Origin of the sequence: Sphingomonas radicis (genome assembly GCF_051400635.1) — a bacterium.
Classification (GTDB): Bacteria; Pseudomonadota; Alphaproteobacteria; order Sphingomonadales; family Sphingomonadaceae; genus Sphingomonas.
On the sequence record NZ_JBLFFG010000003.1, the window covers coordinates 329,341 to 353,123 of the forward strand.

Annotated in this window: 20 protein-coding genes; 11 read left to right on the plus strand and 9 right to left on the minus strand. The window is 64.9% G+C overall.

What is annotated here, in order from left to right; all coding sequences use genetic code 11:
• The first annotated feature begins 18 nt into the window (after positions 1–18).
• The 8 genes from ACMGDH_RS14035 (at position 19) to ACMGDH_RS14070 (ending at position 6,431) form a co-directional block, all read left to right on the plus strand.
• Complete coding sequence (locus ACMGDH_RS14035; RefSeq protein ID WP_436828580.1) at positions 19–669, plus strand: GcrA family cell cycle regulator; 651 nt, start codon at positions 19–21, stop codon at positions 667–669.
• Between the two features lie 253 nt (positions 670–922).
• On the plus strand, positions 923–2,017 hold the full coding sequence (locus ACMGDH_RS14040) for an FUSC family protein (protein WP_436828581.1): 1,095 nt from the start codon (positions 923–925) through the stop codon (positions 2,015–2,017).
• A gap of 245 nt (positions 2,018–2,262) precedes the next feature.
• Positions 2,263–4,245, plus strand: a complete 1,983-nt coding sequence (gene parE / locus ACMGDH_RS14045; protein ID WP_436828582.1) for a DNA topoisomerase IV subunit B — start codon at positions 2,263–2,265, stop codon at positions 4,243–4,245.
• Positions 4,246–4,368: 123 nt separating this feature from the next.
• Entirely contained in the window at positions 4,369–4,605 is a 237-nt protein-coding gene (locus tag ACMGDH_RS14050; RefSeq protein WP_436828642.1) for a hypothetical protein, read from the plus strand.
• A 17-nt stretch (positions 4,606–4,622) separates the two neighbouring features.
• Entirely contained in the window at positions 4,623–4,871 is a 249-nt protein-coding gene (locus tag ACMGDH_RS14055) for an usg protein (RefSeq protein ID WP_436828640.1), read from the plus strand.
• Positions 4,872–5,006: 135 nt separating this feature from the next.
• The gene (locus tag ACMGDH_RS14060; protein ID WP_436828583.1) at positions 5,007–5,501 is read left to right on the plus strand and encodes an Hsp20 family protein; all 495 of its coding nucleotides are present in this window, start codon (positions 5,007–5,009) and stop codon (positions 5,499–5,501) included.
• Between the two features lie 73 nt (positions 5,502–5,574).
• Complete coding sequence (locus ACMGDH_RS14065; protein WP_436828584.1) at positions 5,575–6,081, plus strand: Hsp20/alpha crystallin family protein; 507 nt, start codon at positions 5,575–5,577, stop codon at positions 6,079–6,081.
• Between the two features lie 110 nt (positions 6,082–6,191).
• Positions 6,192–6,431, plus strand: coding sequence for a hypothetical protein (locus ACMGDH_RS14070; protein ID WP_436828585.1), 240 nt, complete (start codon positions 6,192–6,194; stop codon positions 6,429–6,431).
• Here the strand turns inward: ACMGDH_RS14070 and ACMGDH_RS14075 are convergent.
• From ACMGDH_RS14075 to ACMGDH_RS14085, 3 genes are all read right to left on the minus strand, one after another.
• The gene (locus ACMGDH_RS14075; protein WP_436828586.1) at positions 6,423–7,055 is read right to left on the minus strand and encodes a TetR/AcrR family transcriptional regulator; all 633 of its coding nucleotides are present in this window, start codon (positions 7,053–7,055) and stop codon (positions 6,423–6,425) included. The genes ACMGDH_RS14070 and ACMGDH_RS14075 overlap by 9 nt on opposite strands.
• A 44-nt stretch (positions 7,056–7,099) precedes the next feature.
• Complete coding sequence (locus ACMGDH_RS14080; RefSeq protein WP_436828587.1) at positions 7,100–7,894, minus strand: ATP-binding cassette domain-containing protein; 795 nt, start codon at positions 7,892–7,894, stop codon at positions 7,100–7,102.
• A gap of 86 nt (positions 7,895–7,980) precedes the next feature.
• Positions 7,981–8,994, minus strand: coding sequence for a zinc-binding alcohol dehydrogenase family protein (locus ACMGDH_RS14085; RefSeq protein ID WP_436828588.1), 1,014 nt, complete (start codon positions 8,992–8,994; stop codon positions 7,981–7,983).
• A 135-nt stretch (positions 8,995–9,129) separates the two neighbouring features.
• Between ACMGDH_RS14085 and ACMGDH_RS14090 the strand changes: the two genes are divergently transcribed.
• Positions 9,130–9,951: an IclR family transcriptional regulator gene (locus ACMGDH_RS14090; RefSeq protein ID WP_436828589.1), complete on the plus strand. Its 822-nt coding sequence runs from the start codon at positions 9,130–9,132 to the stop codon at positions 9,949–9,951.
• Positions 9,952–9,969: 18 nt separating this feature from the next.
• Here ACMGDH_RS14090 and ACMGDH_RS14095 read toward each other — a convergent pair whose 3' ends face one another.
• The 6 genes from ACMGDH_RS14095 to ACMGDH_RS14120 all read right to left on the minus strand — a co-directional run bounded on the left by ACMGDH_RS14095 (position 9,970) and on the right by ACMGDH_RS14120 (position 21,112).
• Entirely contained in the window at positions 9,970–12,333 is a 2,364-nt protein-coding gene (locus ACMGDH_RS14095) for a glycoside hydrolase family 95 protein (protein ID WP_436828590.1), read from the minus strand.
• A 103-nt stretch (positions 12,334–12,436) separates the two neighbouring features.
• Positions 12,437–14,401 carry a glycoside hydrolase family 97 protein gene (locus ACMGDH_RS14100; RefSeq protein ID WP_436828591.1) on the minus strand — a complete coding sequence of 655 codons (1,965 nt, stop codon included), beginning with the start codon at positions 14,399–14,401 and terminating at the stop codon, positions 12,437–12,439.
• Between the two features lie 52 nt (positions 14,402–14,453).
• Entirely contained in the window at positions 14,454–15,833 is a 1,380-nt protein-coding gene (locus tag ACMGDH_RS14105) for a glycosyl hydrolase family 28 protein (protein ID WP_436828592.1), read from the minus strand.
• A gap of 112 nt (positions 15,834–15,945) precedes the next feature.
• A complete protein-coding gene (locus ACMGDH_RS14110) occupies positions 15,946–18,852 on the minus strand; it encodes a TonB-dependent receptor (protein WP_436828593.1) in 2,907 nt (968 codons plus the stop codon).
• A gap of 278 nt (positions 18,853–19,130) precedes the next feature.
• Entirely contained in the window at positions 19,131–20,048 is a 918-nt protein-coding gene (locus ACMGDH_RS14115) for an ROK family protein (protein WP_436828594.1), read from the minus strand.
• Positions 20,045–21,112 (minus strand): LacI family DNA-binding transcriptional regulator, encoded by a 1,068-nt coding sequence (locus ACMGDH_RS14120; protein WP_436828595.1) that lies wholly within the window; start codon positions 21,110–21,112, stop codon positions 20,045–20,047. Before ACMGDH_RS14120 ends, ACMGDH_RS14115 begins: the two co-directional genes overlap by 4 nt.
• 155 nt (positions 21,113–21,267) lie before the next feature.
• On the opposite strand from ACMGDH_RS14120, the gene ACMGDH_RS14125 reads away from it, so the two are divergent.
• Complete coding sequence (locus ACMGDH_RS14125; protein ID WP_436828596.1) at positions 21,268–22,560, plus strand: oligosaccharide MFS transporter; 1,293 nt, start codon at positions 21,268–21,270, stop codon at positions 22,558–22,560.
• Positions 22,557–23,732 (plus strand): glycoside hydrolase family 88 protein, encoded by a 1,176-nt coding sequence (locus ACMGDH_RS14130; protein WP_436828597.1) that lies wholly within the window; start codon positions 22,557–22,559, stop codon positions 23,730–23,732. The genes ACMGDH_RS14125 and ACMGDH_RS14130 overlap by 4 nt, the downstream gene beginning before the upstream one ends.
• Positions 23,733–23,783: the final 51 nt, after the last annotated feature.

The following is a 23,783-nucleotide window of genomic DNA, read 5'->3' on the forward strand; positions in this document are numbered from 1 at the left end:
CAAGTTGAAGGAAGATACGTGAGCTGGACCGACGAGCGCATCGATACGCTGAAGAAGATGTGGGACAGCGGCATGACCGCGACCCAGATCGCCGAGGAGCTGGGCGGCGTGTCGCGCAATGCCGTGATCGGCAAGGCGCACCGGCTGGGCCTTCAGTCGCGCCCTTCGCCGGTCAAGGCCAATGAGCCCAAGGCCGAATCCGCGCCCAAGGCCGCGGCGCCCGCCGCTGCGCCGCAGCCCGCGGCACCCGCCCCTCAGGCTCCGCCGGCCCCGGCACCGCGCGCTGCCGCTCCCGCCGCCGAGCCCGCAGCGCCGCGCCCGGCATCGGATGGGCCGGTGCTCCGCTCGGTCGGCCCCGGCGGCTTCGTTCGGCAGAACCCCGGCGAGCAGTCGCCGCCGATCGCGCCGGCGCCGCCGCGCCGCCTGGTGCCCGCCAAGCCGAGCGAGGCGATCGCGGGCAAGACCAGCCTGCTCGATCTCAACGACAAGATCTGCAAATGGCCGCTCGGCCACCCCGGCGAGCCCGATTTCCATTTCTGCGGCGACAAGGTGAATCCTGGCTTCCCCTATTGCGTCGCGCACTGCGGCCAGGCCTATCAGGCCCAGCTCCCGCGCCGCGACCGTCGCCCCCCGCCCCCGCTGCCGTTCGGCGGCGCCCGGGGGCGCTGAGCATCGGATCGGACCAGAAGGCCGCGGAGCGATCCGCGGCCTTCTTGCTTCTACGCTGCAAGTCCCGCTTTGCTGGATCGGCACCGGCCCGCTCCCCCACCCGGCCATCCAACGGCAGCATCATAGGGGTGGCCGGGTGGGGGAGCGGGCGGAGCAGCCCGAGGTTCCGGCGATGCGCAGCATCGATGGAAAGGCTGCGGAGGGCGGTGCCGCACTGTTTCAGCCCTGCTGAAACAGACTATAGCTTCGTGCCATGGCCATCGGCTGGGACAGCATCGGAAGCGCCGCGCGCCGCGAATGGGTCGAGCTGACGACGATTCAGCGCAGCGATCGTCCGTGGGAAATGCCGGTCGCCGCAGCGCTGGCCAGCGGTGGGCCGATGCTCGCGGGCGCTGCGTCCGGCCGGCTGGCGGAGGGGCTGATCGGCTCGCTGGCAGGGCTGGTCTTCCTCTATCTGCCCGCCACAGCGCTCCAGCATCGGATGGTCACGCTGATGGCCTGCGCCTTCGGCATGATCGCCTGCTACACGCTGGGGATGGCGAGCCATCTGCTGCCGGTCGCGAAGGTGCCCATCGTCACGCTTGGCGCGGTGCTTGTGACGATGGTCTGCCGTTTCTATCGGCTCGGGCCACCGGGCAGCCTGTTCTTCGTCATGGCTATGGCGATCGGCATATTCTCGCCGGGCGATCTCGCCAGCCTGCCCATGAGGGCGGGCATCTTCGCGATCGGGACGATCCACGCGGCGATAATTGCCCTTATCTACAGCCTTCACATCCTGCGCCGCCGCCCTCCGGTCCCGGTCGAGCCGCTCCCGCCGCCGAGCTTCGATTTCGTGATCTTCGATTCGATCGTCATCGGGCTCTTCGTCGGTATTTCGCTCGCGATCGCCGAGTTGCTCCAGCTCGATAAGCCCTATTGGGTCCCGATCAGCTGCCTCGCCGTCATCCAGGGCATGTCGCTGCGCGCGGCCTGGACGCGTCAGGTCCACCGCATCCTCGGCACCGCGATCGGGCTGCTGCTGGCCTGGGCTGCGGTGAGCGTCGTCACCACGCCCTGGGAAATCGCCGCGGCGATCATCGCCCTCACCTTCGTGATCGAAACCGCAGTGGTGCGCCACTATGGCTTCGCGGCGGTTCTCATCACCCCGCTCGCGATCCTGCTCACCGAAGCGCCTACGCTCGGCCACGCCGATACGGACGCGCTGATGATTGCGCGCTTCCTCGACACGCTGCTCGGCGCGTTCATCGGCTTCCTCGGCGCGGCCTGCCTGCACAGCGCCGGCTTCCGCGCGAGGGTCGGCGGCTGGATGCTTCGGATCGCCGGCCGTGCCGCCGGTGATCGGGGTTGAACGCGTTTCCTTTTTGTTCTGTCCTACACATGCTTTCGCTGCTACGGTCACGATAGGCTCGGGAGACGCCTTTACAATTGCCAACCATTTGGTTGGCAGCCGGCACGAGCCTCAACTTGCACCTTATGCGAAATCAATAACTTAGCCGAGTCAACCGCAGCGAAAAAACCCCGCAAACGAGTCAATCTGGGTCAATTGACCCGCCGCCCTTGCACCGCAAAAACCCGGGACCCTATAACTCGATCATGTCAGAAGACCTGTTTGCCGCACCCGGCGTTCCCTCCGGAACCTATGACGCCTCCTCGATCGAAGTCCTCGAAGGGCTCGAGCCGGTGCGGCGGCGTCCGGGCATGTACATCGGCGGCACCGACGAGCGCGCGCTCCATCACCTCGCTGCCGAAGTGCTCGACAATGCGATGGACGAGGCGGTCGCCGGCCACGCCAACCGGATCGAGATCACGCTGGAGGCCGGCAACCGGCTGACCATCGTCGACAACGGCCGCGGCATGCCGATCGACCCGCACCCGAAATTCCCCGACAAGTCGGCGCTCGAAGTGATTCTCTCGATGCTCCACTCGGGCGGCAAGTTCTCGGGCAAGGCCTATGCCACCTCGGGCGGCCTCCACGGCGTCGGCGTTTCGGTGGTCAACGCGCTGTCGGTCGATACCGTGGTCGAAGTCGCGCGCGACCGGCAACTCTATCGCCAGCGCTTCAGCCAGGGCCAGACGCTCGGACCGCTCGAGCAACTCGGCGGCACGCCCAACCGGCGCGGCACCTCGGTCGCCTTCACTCCCGATCCCGAGATCTTCGGCCCCGAGCTCCACTTCAAGCCCGCCCGGCTCTACAAGCTGGCGCGTTCCAAGGCCTATCTGTTCGCCGGCGTCGAAATCCGCTGGAAGTGCGATCCCTCGCTGATCGCGGACAACGAGATCCCGGCGGAGGCCGTGTTCCAGTTCCCCGGCGGCCTCGCCGATCATCTCAAGGAACAGCTCGGCACCCGCGAATGCGCCACCGCCGAGTTCTTCTCAGGGCAACAGGATTTTCCGGACGGCCAGGGCCGCGTCGAATGGGCGGTGGCCTGGCCGCTGTGGAGCGACGGCAGCTACAGCTGGTATTGCAACACCATCCCCACGCCCGACGGCGGCACCCACGAGCAGGGCCTGCGCCAGGCGCTCACCCGCGGGATGCGCGCATTCGGCGAGCTCGTCGGCCAGAAGAAGGCCAAGGACTTGACCGCCGACGACGTGATGGTCGGCTCCGAGCTGATGCTCTCGGTCTTCGTCCGCGAGCCGCAGTTCCAGTCGCAGACCAAGGACCGGCTGACCTCGCCCGAGGCGACGGCGCTGGTCGAGCGCGCGGTGCGCGACCATTTCGACCACTTCCTCTCCGATCACATGGACCGCGGCAAGGCGCTGCTCGGCTATGTGCTCGAGCGGATGGACGATCGCCTCCGCCGCAAGCAGGAGCGCGAGGTCAAGCGCAAGACCGCGACGTCGGGCCGCAAGCTGCGCCTGCCCGGCAAGCTCACCGATTGCGCCGCCGACAGCCCGGAGGGCACCGAGCTGTTCATCGTCGAGGGCGATTCGGCGGGCGGCTCGGCCAAGCAGGCGCGCGACCGCAAGACCCAGGCGATCCTGCCGATCCGCGGCAAGATCCTCAACGTCGCCAGCGCCACCTCCGCCAAGATCCTCGCCAACCAGGAGATCGCCGATCTGGTGCTGGCGCTGGGCTGCGGCACCCGCAAGGACTGCGTGCCCGACAATCTGCGCTACGAGCGCATCATCATCATGACCGACGCCGACGTCGATGGCGCACACATCGCGACGCTGCTGATGACCTTCTTCTTCCAGGAGATGCCCGATCTGGTCCGCCGCGGGCACCTCTACCTCGCCCAGCCGCCGCTCTATCGGCTGACGGTGGGGAGCAAGAGCCTCTACGCCCGCGACGACGCGCACCGCATCGAAATCGAGGCGACCGAGTTCAAGGGCAAGAAGGTCGAGGTCAGCCGCTTCAAGGGGCTGGGCGAGATGAACCCCAACCAGCTCAAGGAAACCACGATGGACCCGAGGACGCGCGGGCTGCTGCGCGTCACCTTGCCGCAGGAATATGAGGAGCGGGCCAACGTGAAGGACCTGGTCGATCGGCTGATGGGCAACAACCCCGCGCACCGCTTCGCCTTCATCCAGGAAAACGCCGCACGGCTCGACGAGGAAGTGATCGACGCCTGAGGTGCTGGACGAAGCGGGAACGGCACGGCCAGGTGCTTGAACTTGCTGGCAGGATTCAACAAATCTGCCGGTCGGGCGTTACGCCCCCAGAGGAAAGGAGCGAATGGAAGAAAGGAGGTAGAAGTGTCTCTCCACGCTCGCATTCCGTTCAAGCGTCCAGGCGACGTGGTCCGCCATCCGGCGATCATGCCCGAGGTCAAGCGCATGATCCTGGCGTCCTGGGCTTCCGATAGGCACGCGATCGAATCCCAGCCGGCGCTCCGCAAGCCGCCCGAGCTTCCGCACCCGGTCCCGGTCGACGAGGTTCTCGCGGCGCTCCGTCAGCTCGACAGACCAGGCGAAGGAGAGCGGCTCCAGTGATCGATCGTGACCTGCTGATGCAGCTGGAAGGCTATGGGCTCACCACTGCCGAGATTCACTATTACATGCCCGATCATCCGCATCTGCTGCAGCTGTTCGTCTGGCAGCAATATGACGTGGCGCCTCGCTTTCCGGTGCTCCACCAGTTCCTCGATCACTGGCGGCGCGAAGTGGAAGCGGCGCTCCACTCGATCCGGATTGCGCACAAGCATCTGATCGGACCTTCGGAGTGGCGGGCTGTGGATGGCGTGATCACGATCAACTGACTCCCATGGGCCTTGAAAACCGCTTTTTTCGAACCAGATAAATTGCGCCGGATGCCGGCAGGATCCGGCATGGAGAGCGCGTCCGCTCTCTCGGACGCATCTTCATAGACTCGTTGCTCACAGGAGGACTTGGATATGAGGACCAACTTCGACTTCACGCCGTTCCGGCGCTCGACCGTCGGCTTCGACCGGCTGTTCGACTTGCTTGAGAACGGCCTCACTACCCAGATCACCGACGGCTATCCGCCCTTCGACCTCGTCCATGACGGTGAGGACCGCTACCGCATCAACATGGCGGTGGCCGGCTTCCGCTCCGACGAGATCGACGTGACGGCGCAGCAGAACATGCTCGTCGTCACCGGCCGCAAGAAGGACAGCGACGACAGCCGCTACATCCACCGCGGCATCGCCGCGCGCGACTTCGAGCGGCGTTTCGGCCTGGCGGACTATGTCCAGGTGAAGAATGCTTCGCTCGAGGACGGCCTGCTCTCGATCGAGCTGGTGCGCGAGATTCCCGAGGCGATGAAGCCCCGCAAGATCGCGATCGGCTCGGGCGGCGGCGATGCGCGCCGCATCGAGGATTCGTCCTCGAACGCGAGCGGGAACACCAGGCAGCTCGAAGCTGCGTAAGACGAACCGGGCCCGCCGCACCGCAAGGGCGGCGGACCCTCTTCGCCAGCAACCAAGGAGATGGATCATGGCAATGCGTGATTTGATTCCGTGGCGCGGGCAGGAGAACCCGGCGCCCACGCTCTTCCGCGACGAGGAGCAAAGCCCCTTCACCCAGCTTCGCCGCGAAATGGATCGGCTGTTCGACGGCTTCTTCCGTGCGCCGGCGCTCGGCGGGGCCCGCGCGCTCGCCGGCACCAGCCTCGGCTGGCCTAGTCTGGAGGTGAAGGAGAGCGACGATCAAGTGACGGTCACCGCCGAACTGCCGGGGCTCAACGAGAAGGACATCGATCTGTCGGTCCACGACGGCGTCCTGACGCTCCGCGGCGAGCGGAAGAGCGAGCATCAGGACAAGGATCGCGGCTGGTCGGAACGCTATTATGGCCGCTTCGAGCGCTCGATCGCGCTGCCCGACGGCGCCGACGACACCAAGTGCGAGGCCGATTTCCGCGACGGCGTGCTGACCGTCCGGATGCCGAGGTCGCAGGAGGCGAGCCGCGGCCGGCGGATTCCGATCGGGACCGGCGGCACGCGCCACTGACCCAGACTGCCACAGCGCCGGCCTGCGCCGGCGCGGCTTCATACCGGCACGAGCGGCAAACTCGACGGAGTCGTCATCCGCAGCTGGAACTGAATGGAGGAGCCTGCGCCATGACGCGTGAGGAAGTGATTTCCGTCACCGGGCCGATCGCCGATCGGTTCCTGGTCGAGATCGTCGCGCTTCAGCCACTGCCCGGCGAACTCGTCGAGGCGGCGTATCGTGTGCGCGGCGACGAGGTTCCGCGGCCGGAGCCCGCGCCGGCAACGCCGCGGGTTGCACGGATAAGCGCCATATTGGAAGCAGCCGATGCCGCCGCCCGCGACCCTGTCGAGCTCGAGGAATCAGATTGACGTAGCACCCAGTACGCGGCGGAAGAATTGCAGCAGGGCCTCGGTCACCTCGGCCTCGCTCAGCACATCCGGCGCCAGCACGGCCTCGTCGCATGCGCCGTGGAGCGCATGGAACAGCATGATGGCGGTGAGGCGGGGACGCGCGACGCTCCAGGCGCCTTCCTCCCGACCTTCGCAGAGGAAGGCTTCGAAGTAATCCACGACCAGATTCTCGTTCATCTCGCGGCGGTCGACGGCCCGATATTCGTGAAATACCACGTCGTGCAGGGGCAGCTTTGCGAAGAACTCGCGAACGCTCGCCGCAACTATCGCATCGACGCGCCGGAACCAGTCAACCGGCTCGACCGCAGCCTGGGCAGCCACGATCACTTCGAGGAATTCGGCGACAAATCGGTCCTGGATCGCTGCCAGCAGCTCGTCCTTGGACGCGAAATGATGATAGAAACCCCCTTTCGAGACCCCCGCGGCGCTGACGATCTCGTCGATGCTGGTCCGCGCCACGCCGGAGCGCACGAAAAGGGCCTGGGCCGCGTCCATCAGCTCCTCGCGCCGAACGTCGGCCGGTTTGGTCCGGGCGGCGAGCGCGGTGGATTTGGCGTCGGACGGAGAAGCAGCTGCGGTCATGCCTTCGCATAGGCGGAGCGCCCGCGAATGTGGAGACAAGGACGTCAAAGCAGCCCACCAGGCGCCCGGACCAGCTGCGCATATCGATCGCCCCAATCGAGCAACGCCTCGGGCGGCCCTTCCTCGAACACGCGCCCGTCCTCCAGCACGACGATCGAGTTGGCGATACGAGTGCCCGCAATGCTTCTCGCGAGCAGGACGACAGTGTGGTCGCCTCGCAGCCGCTCGACCGCGATCAGCAAGGCCGCACGCTCGTCGTCAGCGAGCTCTGGTCCGGGTTCATCGATCAGTATCACCGGCTTCCGCTCGAGAACGGCCGCGGCGATTTCGATACGCTGCCTGGTGCCGGGCGAGAGCGACGGATGCGCAAGCGGAGACTCATATCCTCGCGTCATCCGGACGATCGCGTCGTGGACGCACGCCAGGCTCGCCGCTCGTTCTACCTCCATCTGCCCAGCGGCAGGACAAGCGGCGCGAAGACGCTCGAGGATGGTCCCCTGCAAATCCGTCAAGCTGGGAACCCAGCCGATCGCACCCCGCATCCTGTCAATCGGGACACTGCCAAGAGCAGCACCCTTCAGCAGGATGCTGCCCGCACTGAGCTCCAGCGTTCCAAGCAAGGCGCGCGCGCAATGATGAAGCGTCGGCCAGGCCGCGCACACCAATGCCGTGATCTCACCCGTTGCCGCAGTGAAGGTCACTCCGTCCAGCAACGGACGCCGCAGCTCTGGCTGATGCGCATGAACGCAGTCGAACACGACCGTCGGCGTCGCGGGCAAACAAGGTAAGATCGCTGCCAAGTCCTCGTTGATCGCCGAGATTGCCGGAGCCCGCTGCATGACTATACCCTTTCCACCGACCGACAGTCGGTCGGGATAGGCTAGTTGCGAACAATTCGCAACACCTGCAATTCAGCAGTGCTCGCTCAGATCTTCACGATCGCTTTGATCACTCCGCTGCCCGGTGCCATCCAGTCCTTCATCAGCGCCGGCAACTCCGCCAGTCGGCCGCTATGGGTGTGCATCGCCGCGGTTGGGATTCCGCCCTCACGGATCGCGTCGATCACTGCGACAAAATCCGAAACCGTCGCGTTCCGGCTGCCGAGCAGCGTGGTCTCGCGCTTGTGGAATTCGGGATCGCTGAAGCGGATGTCGGATGCGACGATCGACACGAGCACATAGCTGCCGCCATGCGCGACATAGCCGAACCCGGTTTCGATCGCAGCGGCGCTCCCGGTCGCATCGAACACCGCATCGAACCAGTCGCCCCCGCTCAGTTCCTCCAGGCGCCGATGCACCGGCTCATCGAGGCTGACCAGGTTGCGCGCACCGAGCGCGTCGACGCAGAAGCGCGCGCGATCGCGATTGCCGTCGAGCACAGTCACTTCCGCGCCGCGGCGGCTGGCGAAGAGCGTTGCCGCCATGCCGATCGGCCCCGCTCCGACGACGAGCACTTTCTGGCCTTCGCCGACCGATGCCCTTTCGACGGCATGAAAGCCGATCGACAGGAACTCCACCATCGCGGCTTGATCGAGAGTCAGCCCGTCCGCGCCGACCACGAAGCGCGCGTCGACCGCGACATATTCCGCGAGGCCGCCGTCGCGGTGGACGCCGAGCACTTCCATGCGCGCGCAGCAGTTGGTCTTCCCTTTCCTGCACGCCACGCAGCTGCCGCAGGAGAGATAGGGCATGATGCAGACGACGGCGCCCGGCGCGAACCGCCCCCCTTCATCGGCCTCGACCACTTCTCCCGCGAGCTCGTGCCCGATGATCCGGGGATAGGTGAGATAGGGCTGGGTGCCGCGGAAGATATGGAAGTCCGTCCCGCACATTCCGACCCGCCGAACACGGATCAGCACCTGCCCTGGGGCGCGGACGGGCCGGGCGCGCTTCTCACGAATCAGAACCCCCGGCTCGGCACAGACGACGACCTGCATCATCTCGGCGCTGGACCAAGCAGCATCAGCGAAGGAAGACGCGGCATAACTTTCACCAGTAGAATTTACTTGTACTTACGGAGGAGCACAAGCCTGGAGCGCGTTGTCACATTGGCCCCGGCGCGATAGAGGATAGGCATGAAAGGGGGCGTCAACGCGGACATGGCGCGCGACGAAAATAAAGGGAGGAGCTATTCAGCCCCCGCGCTCGAGAAGAGCATCGACATTCTCGAGCTGCTTGCCTCCAACGCCGCCGGCCTTTCGATAAGCGAGATCGCACAGCGCCTGGGCCGCTCGATCAGCGAAGTCTTTCGCGTGATCATCGTGATGGAGCGCCGCGGATGGCTGCATCGCGACCCCGATAACGACAAGTTTCGAGTGACGTTCAAGGTGCTCGACGTCGCGTTCCGGGCAACGCCGGCGCAGGAACTCACCCAGGTCGCGGCATCGATCATGCACGATCTCTCCATTCAGACGAATCAGTCCTGCCATTTGGTCGTGCGGGGCGACGGACGCGGAATGGTGGTCCAGCGGCAGGAGAACATCGGGCCGGTCGGGTTCGGCATGCGGCTCGGCGCGAGCGTCGATCTCATCACGAGCTGCTCGGGGCATGTGCTGCTGGCCTTCGCCGCAGAGGAACACCGCGCGAGCCTGCTTGCTTCGCTGCCTCGGCCGGCAAGCCTTCCTCTCGATCGGCTCGAAGAGCGGCTCGGGGTGGTCCGGATGCAAGGCTATGAGATGCAGCCCAGTGCCCGGACGGCCGGCGTGACCGACATGAGCTATCCGGTCTTCGGGTTCGACGGCCAGGTCGTGGCGGCGCTCACGGTGCCGTTCCTGATCACCATCGATGGATCGCAGAAGACCGACTTGGAGGAAACGCGGCAGCTGTTGCGGAGCGCCGCGCGCCGGGTCTCCAACGGCCTCGGCTGGTCCGAAGCCGTTGAAGAGGTGCACGCCTAGCGTCCCTCCCCTTACGGATCACCCGCGCGCGAAATCGCGGCTTCTGAGGCGAACCTCACGGCCCGGCCGGATCCGGATTTCGCGCCGGGCTTCCCCCAGACGCACGATCCGCCGCCCGGCGATGCCGCCGCGGATCCGGGCCGTTTCCAGCCGCCCGTTGCGCCAGCTCAGGTCCACCAGGCAACCGCCGCGGGTCCGCAGCCCCGTCACCGATCCGGAGGGCCACGCCTCAGGGAGCGCCGGAAGCAGATGGATCACTTCGCCATGATTTTGGAGGAGCATTTCGACGATCCCTGCGGCGCCGCCGAAATTGCCGTCGATCTGGAACGGCGGATGCGCGTCGAACATGTTTGGGTAGGTTCGCTCGGGACCCAGCAGGAAGCGCAGGATCGAATGCGCGCGGTTGCCCTGTCTAAGGCGCGCCCAGAGATTGATCCGCCATGCGGTCGCCCAGCCGGTCGCCTTGTCGCCGCGTATCTCCAGCGTCCGCCGGGCGGCGGCCGCCAGCTCGGGCGTATTGTCCATGTCGATCTGCCAGCTCGGATAGAGACCATAGAGGTGCGACACGTGCCGATGGTGAAGATCCTTGGCACCGGCATCCCAATCCTCCGGCCATTCCTGGAGCTGCCCTTGCCCGCCGATCCGCATCGGCAGCAGTCGATCGCGCGCCGCGGTAACTTCGGCGGCAAAGCTCGCGTCCTCGGCCAGAATGTTCGCGGCAGCGACGGTCTGGCCGAACAAGTCGCGCAGTATCTGCATGTCCATGGTCGGCCCATGGATCAGCGAAGAGCCATGGCCGTGGACGTTTTCGGGCGAGATCGAGGGATTCGTCACCAGCCGTCCGGTCTTGGAATCAGTCTGCAGCGTATCGAGGAAGAACTGGGTGGCGCCCTTCAGAATGGGATAGATCGATGCGAGATAAGCCCTTTCAGGGTTATACTCGTAATGTTCCCAAAGGTGCGTGCACAGCCACGCGCCTCCGGTCGGCCAGAGTCCCCATTTTGCACCATCGATCGGGGCGGTGGCGCGCCACAGGTCGGTATTGTGGTGGCAGACCCAGCCCCGCGCGCCATACATCTCACGCGCGGTTTGTGCGCCGGTGATCGCTATCTCCCGCACCATCCGGATCAGCGGCTCGACGCACTCGGGAAGATTGGTCGGTTCCGCCGGCCAATAGTTCATCTCGGTGTTGATATTGATCGTGTATTTGCTGCCCCAGGGCGGGTTGACCTTGTCGTTCCAGATGCCCTGCAGATTGGCGGGCTGGCTGCCGGGCCGCGACGAGCAGATCAGCAGGTAGCGTCCATATTGGAAATAGAGCGCGGCGAGCGCGGGATCCTGGACGGTCTCGGACTGGCGGATCCGCACATTGGTGGGCAGCTCGGCCGCGGCGGTGGAACCCAGATCGATCGTGACACGGCGGAACAGGCGCCGGTGCTCGGCGGCAGTAGCCGCGGCGATCGCGGCGAAGCTGCGCGGGGACGCCTTTGCAATCTGCGCCCGGGTGATGGCGGCAGGGTCGCCGCTCACGTCGTCGAAGCGGCGGTAGCTGGTCGCCATCGCGATCAGCAGCGTGATCTCGTCGGCACCCTCGACTGCGAGCTCCTGCCCAGCCTGAAAGACTCGGCCGCCCTTCGCGCGAGCATGAAGCCGCGCTTCGAACCGCAACGCGCCCGCAATATCGCCATGCGCATCGTTGCGCCCGGCGAGAAGCAGCGTGTCGTCGGCTTCCACAGCCGCCTTCCACTCCTCGAGCGGCGATGTGAAGCCGATGCGGCAGCTGATCGCCTTCCGGCGATTCGCTGACAGATGAACCGCAATGACTTGATCGACCGGCGACGCGACGACGCGGCGCCGATAGATGGTGCCGCCGATCGTGAACTCGGTTTCCGCCACTGCAGCATCGATGTCGAGCGAGCGCCGGTATCGCTCCGCCACAGCGTCACCGATTCCGTCCATCGAAAGGATCAGGCTTCCGATCGTCTGGAATGGTGCCTGGCGCAACGGCTTGGCCATGACATTGGCGTCGGCGAACGCCTCGGCCTCGGCATATCTGCCGTCGAAGATCAGCTTGCGCAGCTGCTCCATGCTCGACTTCGCGCGAGGATTGACGGGGTCATAGGGCGCCCCCGCCCAAAGCGTGTCCTCGTTGAGCTGGATTCTCTCGCTGGCAATTCCGCCGAACACCATCGCGCCGATCCTGCCGTTGCCAACCGGCAAGGCTTCGGTCCACTCCTTGGCCGGGCTCTCGTACCAAAGCACATTGTCGAGCCGAGCCCTTGGTGCGGCGCGAACCGCGCCGCCAGCGAGCGCGGCGCCTGCGGAGAACAGACCGAGCGCGCCTCGCCGGCTGGTCCTGGGAAACAGCGACGCGTTCGGCATTCATCCTCTCCCCTGATTTATAGTGAAGGGGTATCACTCGTAGAATTTCATTTCACTAGTAAAATCATAGGAACCGGGAAGAGGACGCACCCGGACACCCGCCCTAGGACATCTGCTCCGCCGCCTCGAACAGGATCGCCTGGCCGCCGCTCGGCTTGAGATCGAGCGTCAGGGTTTCCGTTCCGTCCAGCATCGCTTCGCGGATCACCACCGGCGTGCGCATCGGCTGCTCGCCGGGCTCGCCGTCGGCGAAGATGCTCGCCCTGCGCTTGCCGGCCCCCAGGAAGTCGAGCGGGATCTTCAGCTCGCGCGCGCGCTCGTTGGTCATGGCGCCCAGGAACCAGCGCTGGCCGTGGCGGCGCGCAACCACGACATATTCACCGATCTTGCCGGCCAGCACCCTGGTCTCGTCCCATGTGGTCGGGCATTCGTCGAACCACCGCAGCTCCGGCCATTCGCGGCCGGCATATTTCTCGGGCGTATCGTACCAGTAGAGGAAGGTGAGCGGGTTATAGTAAACCGCCGCCATCGCCAGCTGGTGCGCGTTGGTGGTCCGGTTCTTCTCGTTGGCGTAACATATCGTGTAATCGATCGGACCGGCGATGGCGCGCGTGAACGGCAGAGTCACATTGTGCGTGGCGGTCGGGAACTGCTCGTTGCCCCGCACGCCTTCCAGCGCGACGTAATTGGGCAAGGTCCGCTCCAGCCCGGCCGGCCGGAGATTGTCGTGCAGATTGACCAGCAGCCGGTGCTCGCCGCAGGCCTTGACCAGATCGTAGATGAAATCGTTATCGCTCTGGCGCCCCTCCCAGACGAAACCGAACTTGATCCCGGCCACGCCCCAGGCGCGATAGGTCGCCAGTATTTCGTCGCGCTGGCGCATCGCAGGCACGCGATCTACGTAGAGGATGACGCCGATACCCCTCCCCTTGGCCGTATCGATGACCTTCTGCATGTCGAGGCCGGCAATCGGGCGCGAGGCATCGCTGGGATCGGTGCCGTCGCCATACCAGTGCGCGTCGAACTCGATATATTCGAGCGTCCGGCGCTCGGCGAAGTCGATCACCTTCAGCGCGCCTTCGGTCGAATAGGGCTTCCGGACGCGGATGGCGCGGCCCGGGCGAACCCAGCGCACGTCGCCGAGCTGATTGGGTGTCGCCAGAGTCGGGATCAGGTCTGCGCGTTCCAGAAGCGACGCCTCGTCCGGCCCCACGATCAGCGCCCGCCACGGCGTCGCCTGTCCGGAAGCCAGGGTGAAGCTGGGCTCGGGCGGGGTGTCGCCCGGACCGGAATAGCCTGTGGCGCGCGCGGGATAGTGCATCAGATGGACGGCAAGGCCATCGGCCGAGTCCGGGGCGGAACGCAGCATGGCACGCGGGTAGTGCAGGCGGTCGGATTCGGTGATCAGCACCGCGGCGCCGTCCAGCAGCGCAGTGACGGGCAGATCGGCGAGAGGCCCCGTGTCCGAGCTGGCCGTCAGGTCCGGATGCGGCGCCGGGTTCAGGCCTGAGGCCGGCGTGACCTGATATTCGCCCTCGTCGCGGCTGGCGTAGAGCTTGGCACCCCGGGGCAGCTGGAATCGTGTCGCCTCGCCCGCCAATGTCAGGCGGCCCACCTTGCCGGCATCGACCAGCAGGTAGCGCAGCGCGCAACCATGGTCATATGCGCGAGCCAGAACGCTGAACTTCACGCCTGTCGCGGGATCGGCCAGGTCGAAACGCACTTCGTCGCATGCCTGATCATAGCGCGTGCGGATGCCGAATGGCGGCGTCCACTCGCCCGAGATCGTCTGACGCGAGATATTCAGGAGCCGCGCGCCGGGGCCGAGGGTACGGCCGTTCGACAGGACCAGCCCCAGCGCGCCGGGCGCCAGGATCGTCCGATCGCGCCACCGCACGCTCCAGACCGGGCCCGCGGTTCCCAACGCCAGGCGCACACGCAGCGCACCGTCCGGGGAGACAGCCTCGCCCGCCTTCTCATCCTTAGACTTAGCCAGAGCAGGCATCGACGCGAGCGTCGCGCATCCCCCCAGAAGCACCATCCGGCGATCGAGCGAGCGGTTGAACATGGACTCAGGTCTCCCCATTGCCTCGGCCGCGATCGCCCGCAGCCGCGCGCATTCACCGCACGACAAGATCATCGACAAACGGCCCCACGGCGATGTCGGAGCGTTTCAATCGTTTTCCGGCGACCGTGACATTTTCGATGGTCACGCGGCGGACCCGGCGGTTCTCGGAGTGGCCCGAGATGACCGGGCGGTTGATGTCACCGCCTTTGAAGCGGACGTTCCGGATCACGACATCCTCGATGCCGCCGCCCGGCGCATGGCTGTATCTCCCGTTGAAGACGACTCGCAGGTTGAACAGCATTCCTTCCTGGATGTCGTCGATCCGAATGTCCTCGAAGCGGATGTTGCGCACGCGATTGTTGTCGCCGTCGGTGATCGCCATCACCCCTTGATATTCGCGGTCGTCCTCGTCGTGCCCCAGCACGTCGATATCGCGGAAGCTGATGTTCTCGATCACCTCCGATTCACCCGGCGTGCCGTGCAGCCCGATATTGATCGGATGGGCGATGTCCGCCCACAGGATCGAATTGGTGATCCGATAGTTGCGCGCGTCCCCGCGATATTCGCCACGCCCGCCGTAGATCGCGATCGTATCGTCCGAATTGCGCAGGAACACTCCGTCGATCTCGACGTCCGAGCAGCTCATCAGGTCGATGCCGTCGGTCCAGCTCCCGACGCTGAACGCCTTGAGCTCGCGGATCGTCACGCCCGTCGATTGGCCGCATTGAACCGTATAGTGCTTCGGGTTCAGCACGATCGGGCCGTCGATCGTGACGTTGCGGGAATGCGCCACCAGGACGCCTTCCTGCCCACCCTCCAGGATGCCATGCCCGACGATCCGGACGTTCTCCGCTTCGCGGACCTCGATCATCCCTTGCACCAGCGCGCCGCCCGAGATCACGACCGTCTTGTTCGAAGGAATCTTGAAGCTCTTCTGCCCCTCGGGAAGGCTGTGCACGCCCGGGCCGAAGTAGATCACGTCCGGCCCCGAAATCGGCAGTCCGGTCTCCATCGGATTGGCGAAAAGATGCAGATTGTTCAGCCGATCACCGTCGAACTCGACGGAAATCTTGGCAGGCTTCTGCAGCGTGAAATAGACGGTGTTTCCGGCAAGCCGCGCCTGCACGCCCGCGGAATCCGGCCGCACCTGGACACGGCGCACGTCGCCATTGTTCTTCTTGACCGCAACCTCCACCGGTCCGCCGATGTCGAAGAACACCATCGAAGCGTTCTGCGGCCGATCGGAGTCGATCCTGACGATGTATTCGTAGAGATCGCGCCACTCACCGCCGGGTGAGCGCACCCGCACCGTGAAATCATCGTTGAGGTGCGACCAGAAGGCCTTGCCCTGCGGAAACTCGTGGATGTGCAGCTTGCCATCCGCCATCTGGGCGGCCGCCGGCATCGCCCAGGCCAGGGCCAGCGAAAACACTACTCCCCTCCCTGCGCGCACGGCCATCATCGTCATCCTGAACTCACCGCGTGACAATAGCTGAAGAAAATCGGGAGCGCCGAGGCGCTCCCGAGGATGTCCGGGGGCAGACTCAGTTTCCGAAACGGACCCGCAGCGTCGCGCTGTAGTTGCGGCCGTTCACGAAATGCTGACGTTCGATGCCCGTCCGCAGGTCAGGCTCGCCGACGAACCGATCGGCGGCGACGTTGGTGAGATTCTCGGCAGTCAGCGACAGCGAAACATTAGGGGTCAGCTTGAACGACATCGAAGCGTCGAGCAGCCCGAACGAGCGGATGTAACGGCCGTCGATCGGGTTCGGCGAGACGCCGAACAGGATCGCCTCGGAGCGATAGGTGTAGACCAGGCGCGCCGAAAGGAAATCGTCCTCGTAGAAGCCCGATGCCGTCCAATTGTATTTGGAGGTGAACGGCTGCGGCGTGTCGGTCAGGATTCCGTTCAGGATCAGCGGGTTCTTGGTATCCACATAAGTGAACGAGCCCGAGGCGCCGAAGCTGTGCAGGAACTTCGGCATGAAGCCGTAATCGAAGAAGGTCTGGGCCGAGATTTCTGCCCCCTTGGCCCAGCCGTCCGCGGCGTTGACCGTCTGCGTGATCATATACTGGCCGGCAGGGCAGTTGTTGGGCGTCACGCCCGAATAGGCCGGGTAGGTCGGCACCGTCTCGCACTGGGAGATGCCGCTGAAGAAGCCCTTGATGTCCTTGTAGAACAGGGCGACCGCCGCATAGTTCACCGGCGAGAAATAATGCTCGAGCGAGATGTCGAAATTATCCCCCTTCTGCGGCTCCAGCATGGGATTGCCGCGGGTGCCCGTGCCGGTGCTGGTGTTCACTGCGATCGACGGATTGAGCTGGTCCGTGTTGGCGCGGGTAATGCCCTTGCCATAGCCCAGGCGCAGGATCGTATCCGGCGTGATGCGCCACGACAGGTTGGCGCTGGGCAGAACGTCCCAGCGGGACGACGACGCCTCGTTGGGAACGATCACGATCGGCGAAGTCGGCGACGCCTGGGTGTTGACCATCGCCCGGGCGAAGCCCTCCGACCGCACTGCGCGGACGCCGACATTGCCGAGGATCCTGTCTTCCAGCAGGCCGAACTCGGCGACCGCATAGCCCGCATAGGTGCGCTCGCGGATGTATCGGCGGTTGAGGAGGTTCTCCGCCAGATCGTCCTCCGGCAGGATCCCGGCCTGGGGGAAACGCGAGCGGACATTGTCGCCTAGCAGTGCGTCGGGCGAGAACACGATGAAACCGCCGCGATAGCCCATGTCGCCATTCATGAAGTTGGACGGCGAATATTCGAACAGGTCCGTCACCGACGTCACCGGGATCGCGTTCGACTGGCTGGGGGTGAGCGCCAGCCCGTCGGTCGTCAGGTTACGCCCGCTGAAGGAATAATTGTGATAGCGGCTCTCGAGGACCGAATAGCGGAAACCCGCCTTCAGCGCCTTGATGAAGGAATTGTCGGGCCGATAGCGCAGGTCCAGCGCCGCGGCGGCCGCATTGTCGTCCCACAGCTGATTGGTGCCATTGGCATAGTTGTTGAGCACCCAGCTTGCCGGGCTCGACAGATCGGGACCCGATATCTCGAGCTGCGCAGGGCGGGTCGTCAGGTCGCGATACACGTCCCAGCCCAGGCCGGCCGCCGCAGAGGACGTGACCGAACGATTGTCCTGCGAACGTTCGGCCTGCACATAGGAGTAATCGAAATGGGCGTCGAACTGATCGGTCACCTGCCACTTCAGGCCGCCACCGAGCAGATAGGTGCTGTAATTGCTCCGCTCATCGCCGCCGATCGTGACCGCGCCTGAATTGAGGAATGTACCGGTGGCGAAGCGGGTGCCGGAAAGCAGCTCGTTCGTGCCGCCGTTGCTGTTCCGGTTGGCCAGTTCCTCGTCGATCGCGAACGGAGTCGTGGTGAGGCCCTGCACGTACCGGGAATTGGTGATGTTCAGGAACCGGTAGTTCTGGTGGTATTGATAGAAGTTGTAGTTCCCATCCAGATAGAATTCGAGATCGGGCGTGGGCTTGTACTGGAACGCCCCGTTCAGCCCCTTGCGCGTACGCAGATAGTCTTCCTGGAAAACGTTGTGCGCTTCCGTCACCGTGGAGACCAGGTTCTCCCTCTGCGCCGGGGGAAGTGCGAGCGGGTCGGCGACATCGGCCAGGTAGACGACGTCCGCCCGCCCCGCATAGGCGGGGTTCAAGCCGAGCGCCGCATATTCCGCGCTGTCGCCATGGATCGGGCGACGGATCGACGTGCCGCCGCCTGCTGGATTGTTGTCGCCACGATTGAAGCTGCGCGAATAGGAGCCCGCCAGCAGCAGGCCCATCTCGCCATCGCCCACGTTCCACCGCGTGGAGCCCAAAGCGAAGAGCTCGGGCATGACCTTTTTGCCGAGATCGTTGTAGCGGCCGCCGACGGACGCCGAAACCACTGTCCCGTTGAAGTCCAGGGGGCGCCGCGTGCGGATGTTGACGAGGCCGCCGATGCCACCCTCGATATGTTCTGCAGAGGGATTCTTGTAGACATCGATGCCGGCGACCATGCCGGGGCTCGCGCCTTCGACGTTGAACTCGCGTCCGCCCGCCGTGATGTAGGCGCGGCCGTCGACTTGCGACGAAGTCTGGCCCGAGAGGCCGCGAATGGTGAGGCCGCTGCCCTGGCCGACCGGCGAAGCCGATTCGCCACCGAACCGGTATGCCTGCACCCCGGGCACGCGTGAGAGCGTCGCCGCGACATTGTTGTCGGGCAGCTTGCCGATGTCGTCGGCGCTGATGGTGTCCATCACCTCATTGGTGTTCTTCTTGCGCTGCGCAGAGGACTGGAGGCTTTCGCGGATGCCGCTGACGACGATCTCCTCGTCTTCGGTGCTTTGCCGCTGCTCTGTTGCAGCTTGAGGCGCAGCATCCTGCGCCCAGGCCGGAATAGCGGCGGTGGTGCAAAGCAGCGCGACTGCAATCCTGGACGTCGTATTCATATCCCCTCCTTCTTCCTGCGTTCTGAGACGCGCGAAAATCTCCCGCCGCCAGCGCATCGGTTCGCCCGATCGCTGATCTGTTATCGGTAGCAGATGTTCTGTTACCGATCACATATACCGTTGACAAGAGCCCCGCGGAGGCCATCGTTAATAAGTCGGACTTTTGCGGTAATATGTTGCCGCGCCGACACAGCAAGCCTGTGGGGATCGCTGGCGCGAGCAGAATGACCTGGCGACGGAAAGCAGCGAGCAGCGAGCGAATGCCCGGTGGAGAGCGTTCAGCCTCTCGGCGGCGCCACGCGCTCGCCCAGCAACAACGCGCCGAGAAGCCCGGGCGGTTCGCTGCATTGTGGCGGGCCGATCAACGCATGGATGCTCGCCTCGGTCACCGACGTGAGATAGCCGCCGAGAATATCCAACGTCAGTAGCCTGACCGCCCCGAACAGCTGGTGCTGATTCATCACGCCGCCGCCCAGGATGATGCGGCCGGGCGCTACCGTGAGGAGCAGAGTCGCGCACAGCTGCGCGAGATACCAGGCCTGCACCTCCCAATGGGGGTGTCCGGCAGGGATGGCTGAAGCCGGCATGCGCCATGCCGCTTCGATGGCAGGGCCGCTGGCCAGACCTTCCAGACAGTCCCCGTGGAAAGGGCAGATGCCGCCGAAGCCTTCATGCGCGGGATGGCGGCGGATCAGCATGTGCCCGGCCTCCGGGTGACCGAGCCCGTGGATCGGCGTCCCATCGATCACCAGCCCTACGCCGATGCCGGTGCCGACCGTCACATAGGCAAGACTGCGTATCCCCGGCCCCGCCGCTGCGCTCTCCGCCAGTGCTGCCGCATTGACGTCCGTATCGAGCACGATCGAAACATCCGCGATCCGGCGCGCGCGGCCGATCAGATCGACACCCGCCCACCCCGGCTTCGGAGTGCGGAGGATCTGGCCATAGGTGACGGAGCCCGGCTCGAGATCGAGCGGGCCAAAGCTACCGATGCCGATCGCGCCAAGCCTTCCGTGCCGCTCCATGGCGCGGAAGAAGGCAGCGACGTCCTCGAACGTGCTGTCCGGATCCCGCGTGGGCAGCGTGACGGATTCAATCGGGCCGCTTCCGGGATTTCCGACGGCACAAACGAACTTCGTTCCGCCGGCCTCGATGGCGCCCACCAAAGGTGCGGCCGCCCCCGGGTTATCGCTCACCCTTCGCTCCCGGGAGCAGGGCCGGTCGAATTGCGCTCGACGAGCGTAAGCATCTCCCGCACATGCTGAGCAGAGACGGTACCGCCGCTGCGAGCGAGGCGAACCTGCTCGGTCAGCATCGCCACGGCAGTCCCGGCCATGTCCCCGATCGGCTGGCGGATCGTCGTGAGCTCCGGCCAGACGGTGGACGCCACCGGCGCATCGTCGAAACCCGCGACGCTCAGATCTCGCGGGATCGCCATGCCCATGCCTTGCGCCACCGCGGATACCGCGGCCGCCATATCGTCGTTGCTCGCAAAGATCGCCGTCGGCCGGGGCGACAGGGAGAGCAGCTGTCGCGCGGCATCGAGCCCCGATCTATAGGTGAAAAGCCCCGGAGCCACCCACGCCGGGTCTATCCTGACGCCCGCTCCGGCGAGCGCCGCCCTATAGCCTTGCTCGCGGCGCTGCGAAGGCGAATGTTTCGGATCGCCCTGGATGAACCCGATCGCACGGTGCCCTATCGCGATCAGATGGCGCGTCATGTCGAACGCGCCCTTGTAGTCGTCGACGACGATCGCCGAGACACCGTCGCGCGGAACCGCGGTGGCAAAGGCGAGCGCCAGCACGCCAGCGGCACTGGCCTTTTCCAGCACCAGCGGGGAATCACATAAGGGCGGCGGGAGAATAACGCCGCCGACGCCGGCCTCGATGAGCCGGTCCAGGCCCAGCAGGGCCTCTTCTTCGGTCACGCCCGGTTCGATCATGAACTGGCAGCCACTTGCGCCGCTCTGGCGGAATGCTCCCATCAGGAAGGCGCCGAGATTCGACGAGCTCGGATTGCTGTAGAGCGCGCCGATCCTGACATCGCTCTTGAGGCTGCGCGCGGTGAGATTGGGCGAATAGCTCAACGCCTCGATCGAAGCGTTGACCTTCTCCTTCATCTCCTTGCTTACGTATTTCGCGCCATTGATGACTCTCGATACGGTCATCGAAGAGACACCGGCGTGGCGGGCTACGTCATGGATCGTGAAGATGTTGCGCTTCGGCCCATTGCCGCCCTCAGACCCATCCTGCTCCGCCATTTCGATTCTGCACGCTTTCAGCTAAGATGCATGTGCGGCACCAATGCCTTCTGGTATCGGTAACAGAATTTCCCTTTCCGTCAATCCACACTCGCTTGCCAATCTGTCCCAAAACGGCCTAGTGTGATATCGATAACAGGTGAGAGGGCCAGCGAGTGTCCGAGACACGGCGCAATTATGCCGCGCTGAGCGCGTTCATTTTCTGCTTCTTTTTCGCCCAGGCGATGGCGATGTCGCTGCTGTCGATCTGGCTCACCCAGTCGCTAGGGCTGAACGGCATCGAGACCGGCACCGTATTCTCCGCCAATTTCATCGGCGCGATGTGCGCCCAGCCGATCTACGGCTATCTCTCCGATCGGATGGGCTTCCGGAAGGTCGTGCCGGCGGGCATCGCTGTTCTCGTCCTTCTGTCCGGCCTGTTCTTCAGCTTCCTCTACGCTCCCCTGTTGCGCTGGAACATCGTTGTCGGAGCGGTCGTCGGCGGAATCTATCTCGGCTTCACCTTCATTGCGGGCAGCTATGCGCTCGAAAGCTATGTCGATCGGGTCGGCCGCAAATATGGCTTCGAATACAGCCGGGTCCGTCTGTGGGGGTCGCTCGGCTTCGCCAGCGCTGCGGTATTCTCCGGCCGGCTCTACAATCTCGATCCGGGTATAAATTTCTATCTCGCGAGCGTTGCCGGTCTCCTCCTGCTGCCCATCCTCGCCTTCGCCCGGATCGAACCCGATTCGACGCAGCAAGCGGCGGCCGATCGGCTCACGCCACGGGATTCGGCGGCTCTCCTGGTGCAGCCGAAGTTCTGGGCCTTCATGGTGCTCATCCTGGGCGTGACCAACCTCTACCTCGTCTACGACCAGCAATTCCCCTTCTATTTCTCGTCGCTGTTCCCCACGCGCGAAGCCGGCAACGCGATGTTCGGCTATCTCAATTCCGCGCAGATCTTCGTCGAGGCAGGGGGCATGTTCGTCGCCCCGCTTCTGGTCCGCCGCATCGGCGCGACTCACGGCCTCCTGCTCGCGACTGCGATCATGATCGTGCGCATCGCCGCATCCGGAATCGCCACCGGACCGCTGACGATCTCCGCCTGCAAGATGCTGCACGCTGTCGAGCTCCCGATTTTGGCCGTATCACTCTTCCGCTACATCGCCTTTCATTTCGAGCCGCGGCACGCCTCGACCGTGTACATGGTCGGCGTCAGCTTCGGACATTCGCTCGGCCTTGCGATCCTCTCCCCGCTTGCCGGCATGAGCTATGACCTCATCGGCTTCCAGAACACCTATTTCCTGATCGCCGGGCTCGCCCTCGTGTTCTGGGCAGCCTCCTGGTTCGCGCTGTCGCCCACGCCGGCTGAGATCGGCACGACACGCAGCGATCCACCACCAAGTGTCGCTCCTCTGGATCCTCCAGGCGGAAATGATGTCCAACCCCTCGGAGCGATCGATCGATGAGCGACATTGCGAAGGAGCCGATACCGCCGTTCCAGACCAGCCCCCCGACTGCCGAAGAACTGGACCGGCTGATTGCGGCCGCGCTGGTGCGCCTCGAGCGCACGATGCCGCAATTCTCCGACCATTTCCCTGCGCCGTCGAGCGAGAGCGGCACCTATTCGCCCATCGACAACGTCGAATGGACCAACGGGTTCTGGACCGGGATGCTCTGGCTCGGTTGGGAGCTCACGCGGCAGGATCGCTACAAGGTGGCAGCGCAGCAGAACGTCATTTCGTTCGCCGACCGGATCAAGCGGCGCGTGCATGTCGACCACCATGATCTTGGCTTCCTCTACACGCTGTCGGCCTGTGCCGCGTACCGGCTCACCGGAGACGAAGCCGGGCGCGCTGCAGGGTTGGAGGCGGCAAAGCTGCTCCTCCGCCGCTTCGATCCCACTGCCGAGGTGATCCAGGCCTGGGGAGACATGCGCGATCCCGCCCAGCGCGGCAGGATGATCATCGACTGCAACTTGAACCTCCCCTTGCTCTTCTGGGCAGGGCGGGAGACGGGCGATCGGACCTATGCCGACGCCGCAACGCGCCATCTCCGGCAGGCCGCGCGCTATCTCGTGCGCCCCGATGCCTCCACCTATCACACCTTCTACATCGACACCGCCTCCGGACGCCCGCGCTTCGGCAGCACGCATCAGGGCTATTCGGACGACAGTTGCTGGGCGCGCGGACAGGCCTGGGGCATCTATGGCTTTGCTCTCGGCGGTCTGCACACCGGCGATCCCGAGCATGTGGAGCTGGCTGCACGCCTGGCCAGCTATTTCCTGAACCGCTTGCCCAGTGACGGCATCTGCTGCTGGGATTTGATCTTCACCGACGACACGACGCCGCGCGACAGCTCGGCAGCCGCCATCGCCGCCTGCGGGCTGATCGAGCTCGCCAGGGCCTTGCCCCTGTCAGACTCGCGCCGCGATATCTTCGCGAACTGGGCATGGCGGATCGCCAAGGAGCTCGGCGCCAACTATCTGGCCCCTGTGGAAGGGTCCAATGCGCTGCTCCTTCACGCGGTGTATCACATGCCGAACGGCGCCGGAGTGGATGAAGCCTGCATTTGGGGCGACTATTTCTACATGGAAGCGCTGATGCGGCTTCGCCATGTGTGGTCGAGTTACTGGGCCTAGGTACAAACCAGAGTATTGTTGCGGTTCGCTATGGATTCTGATCTTCTAGGG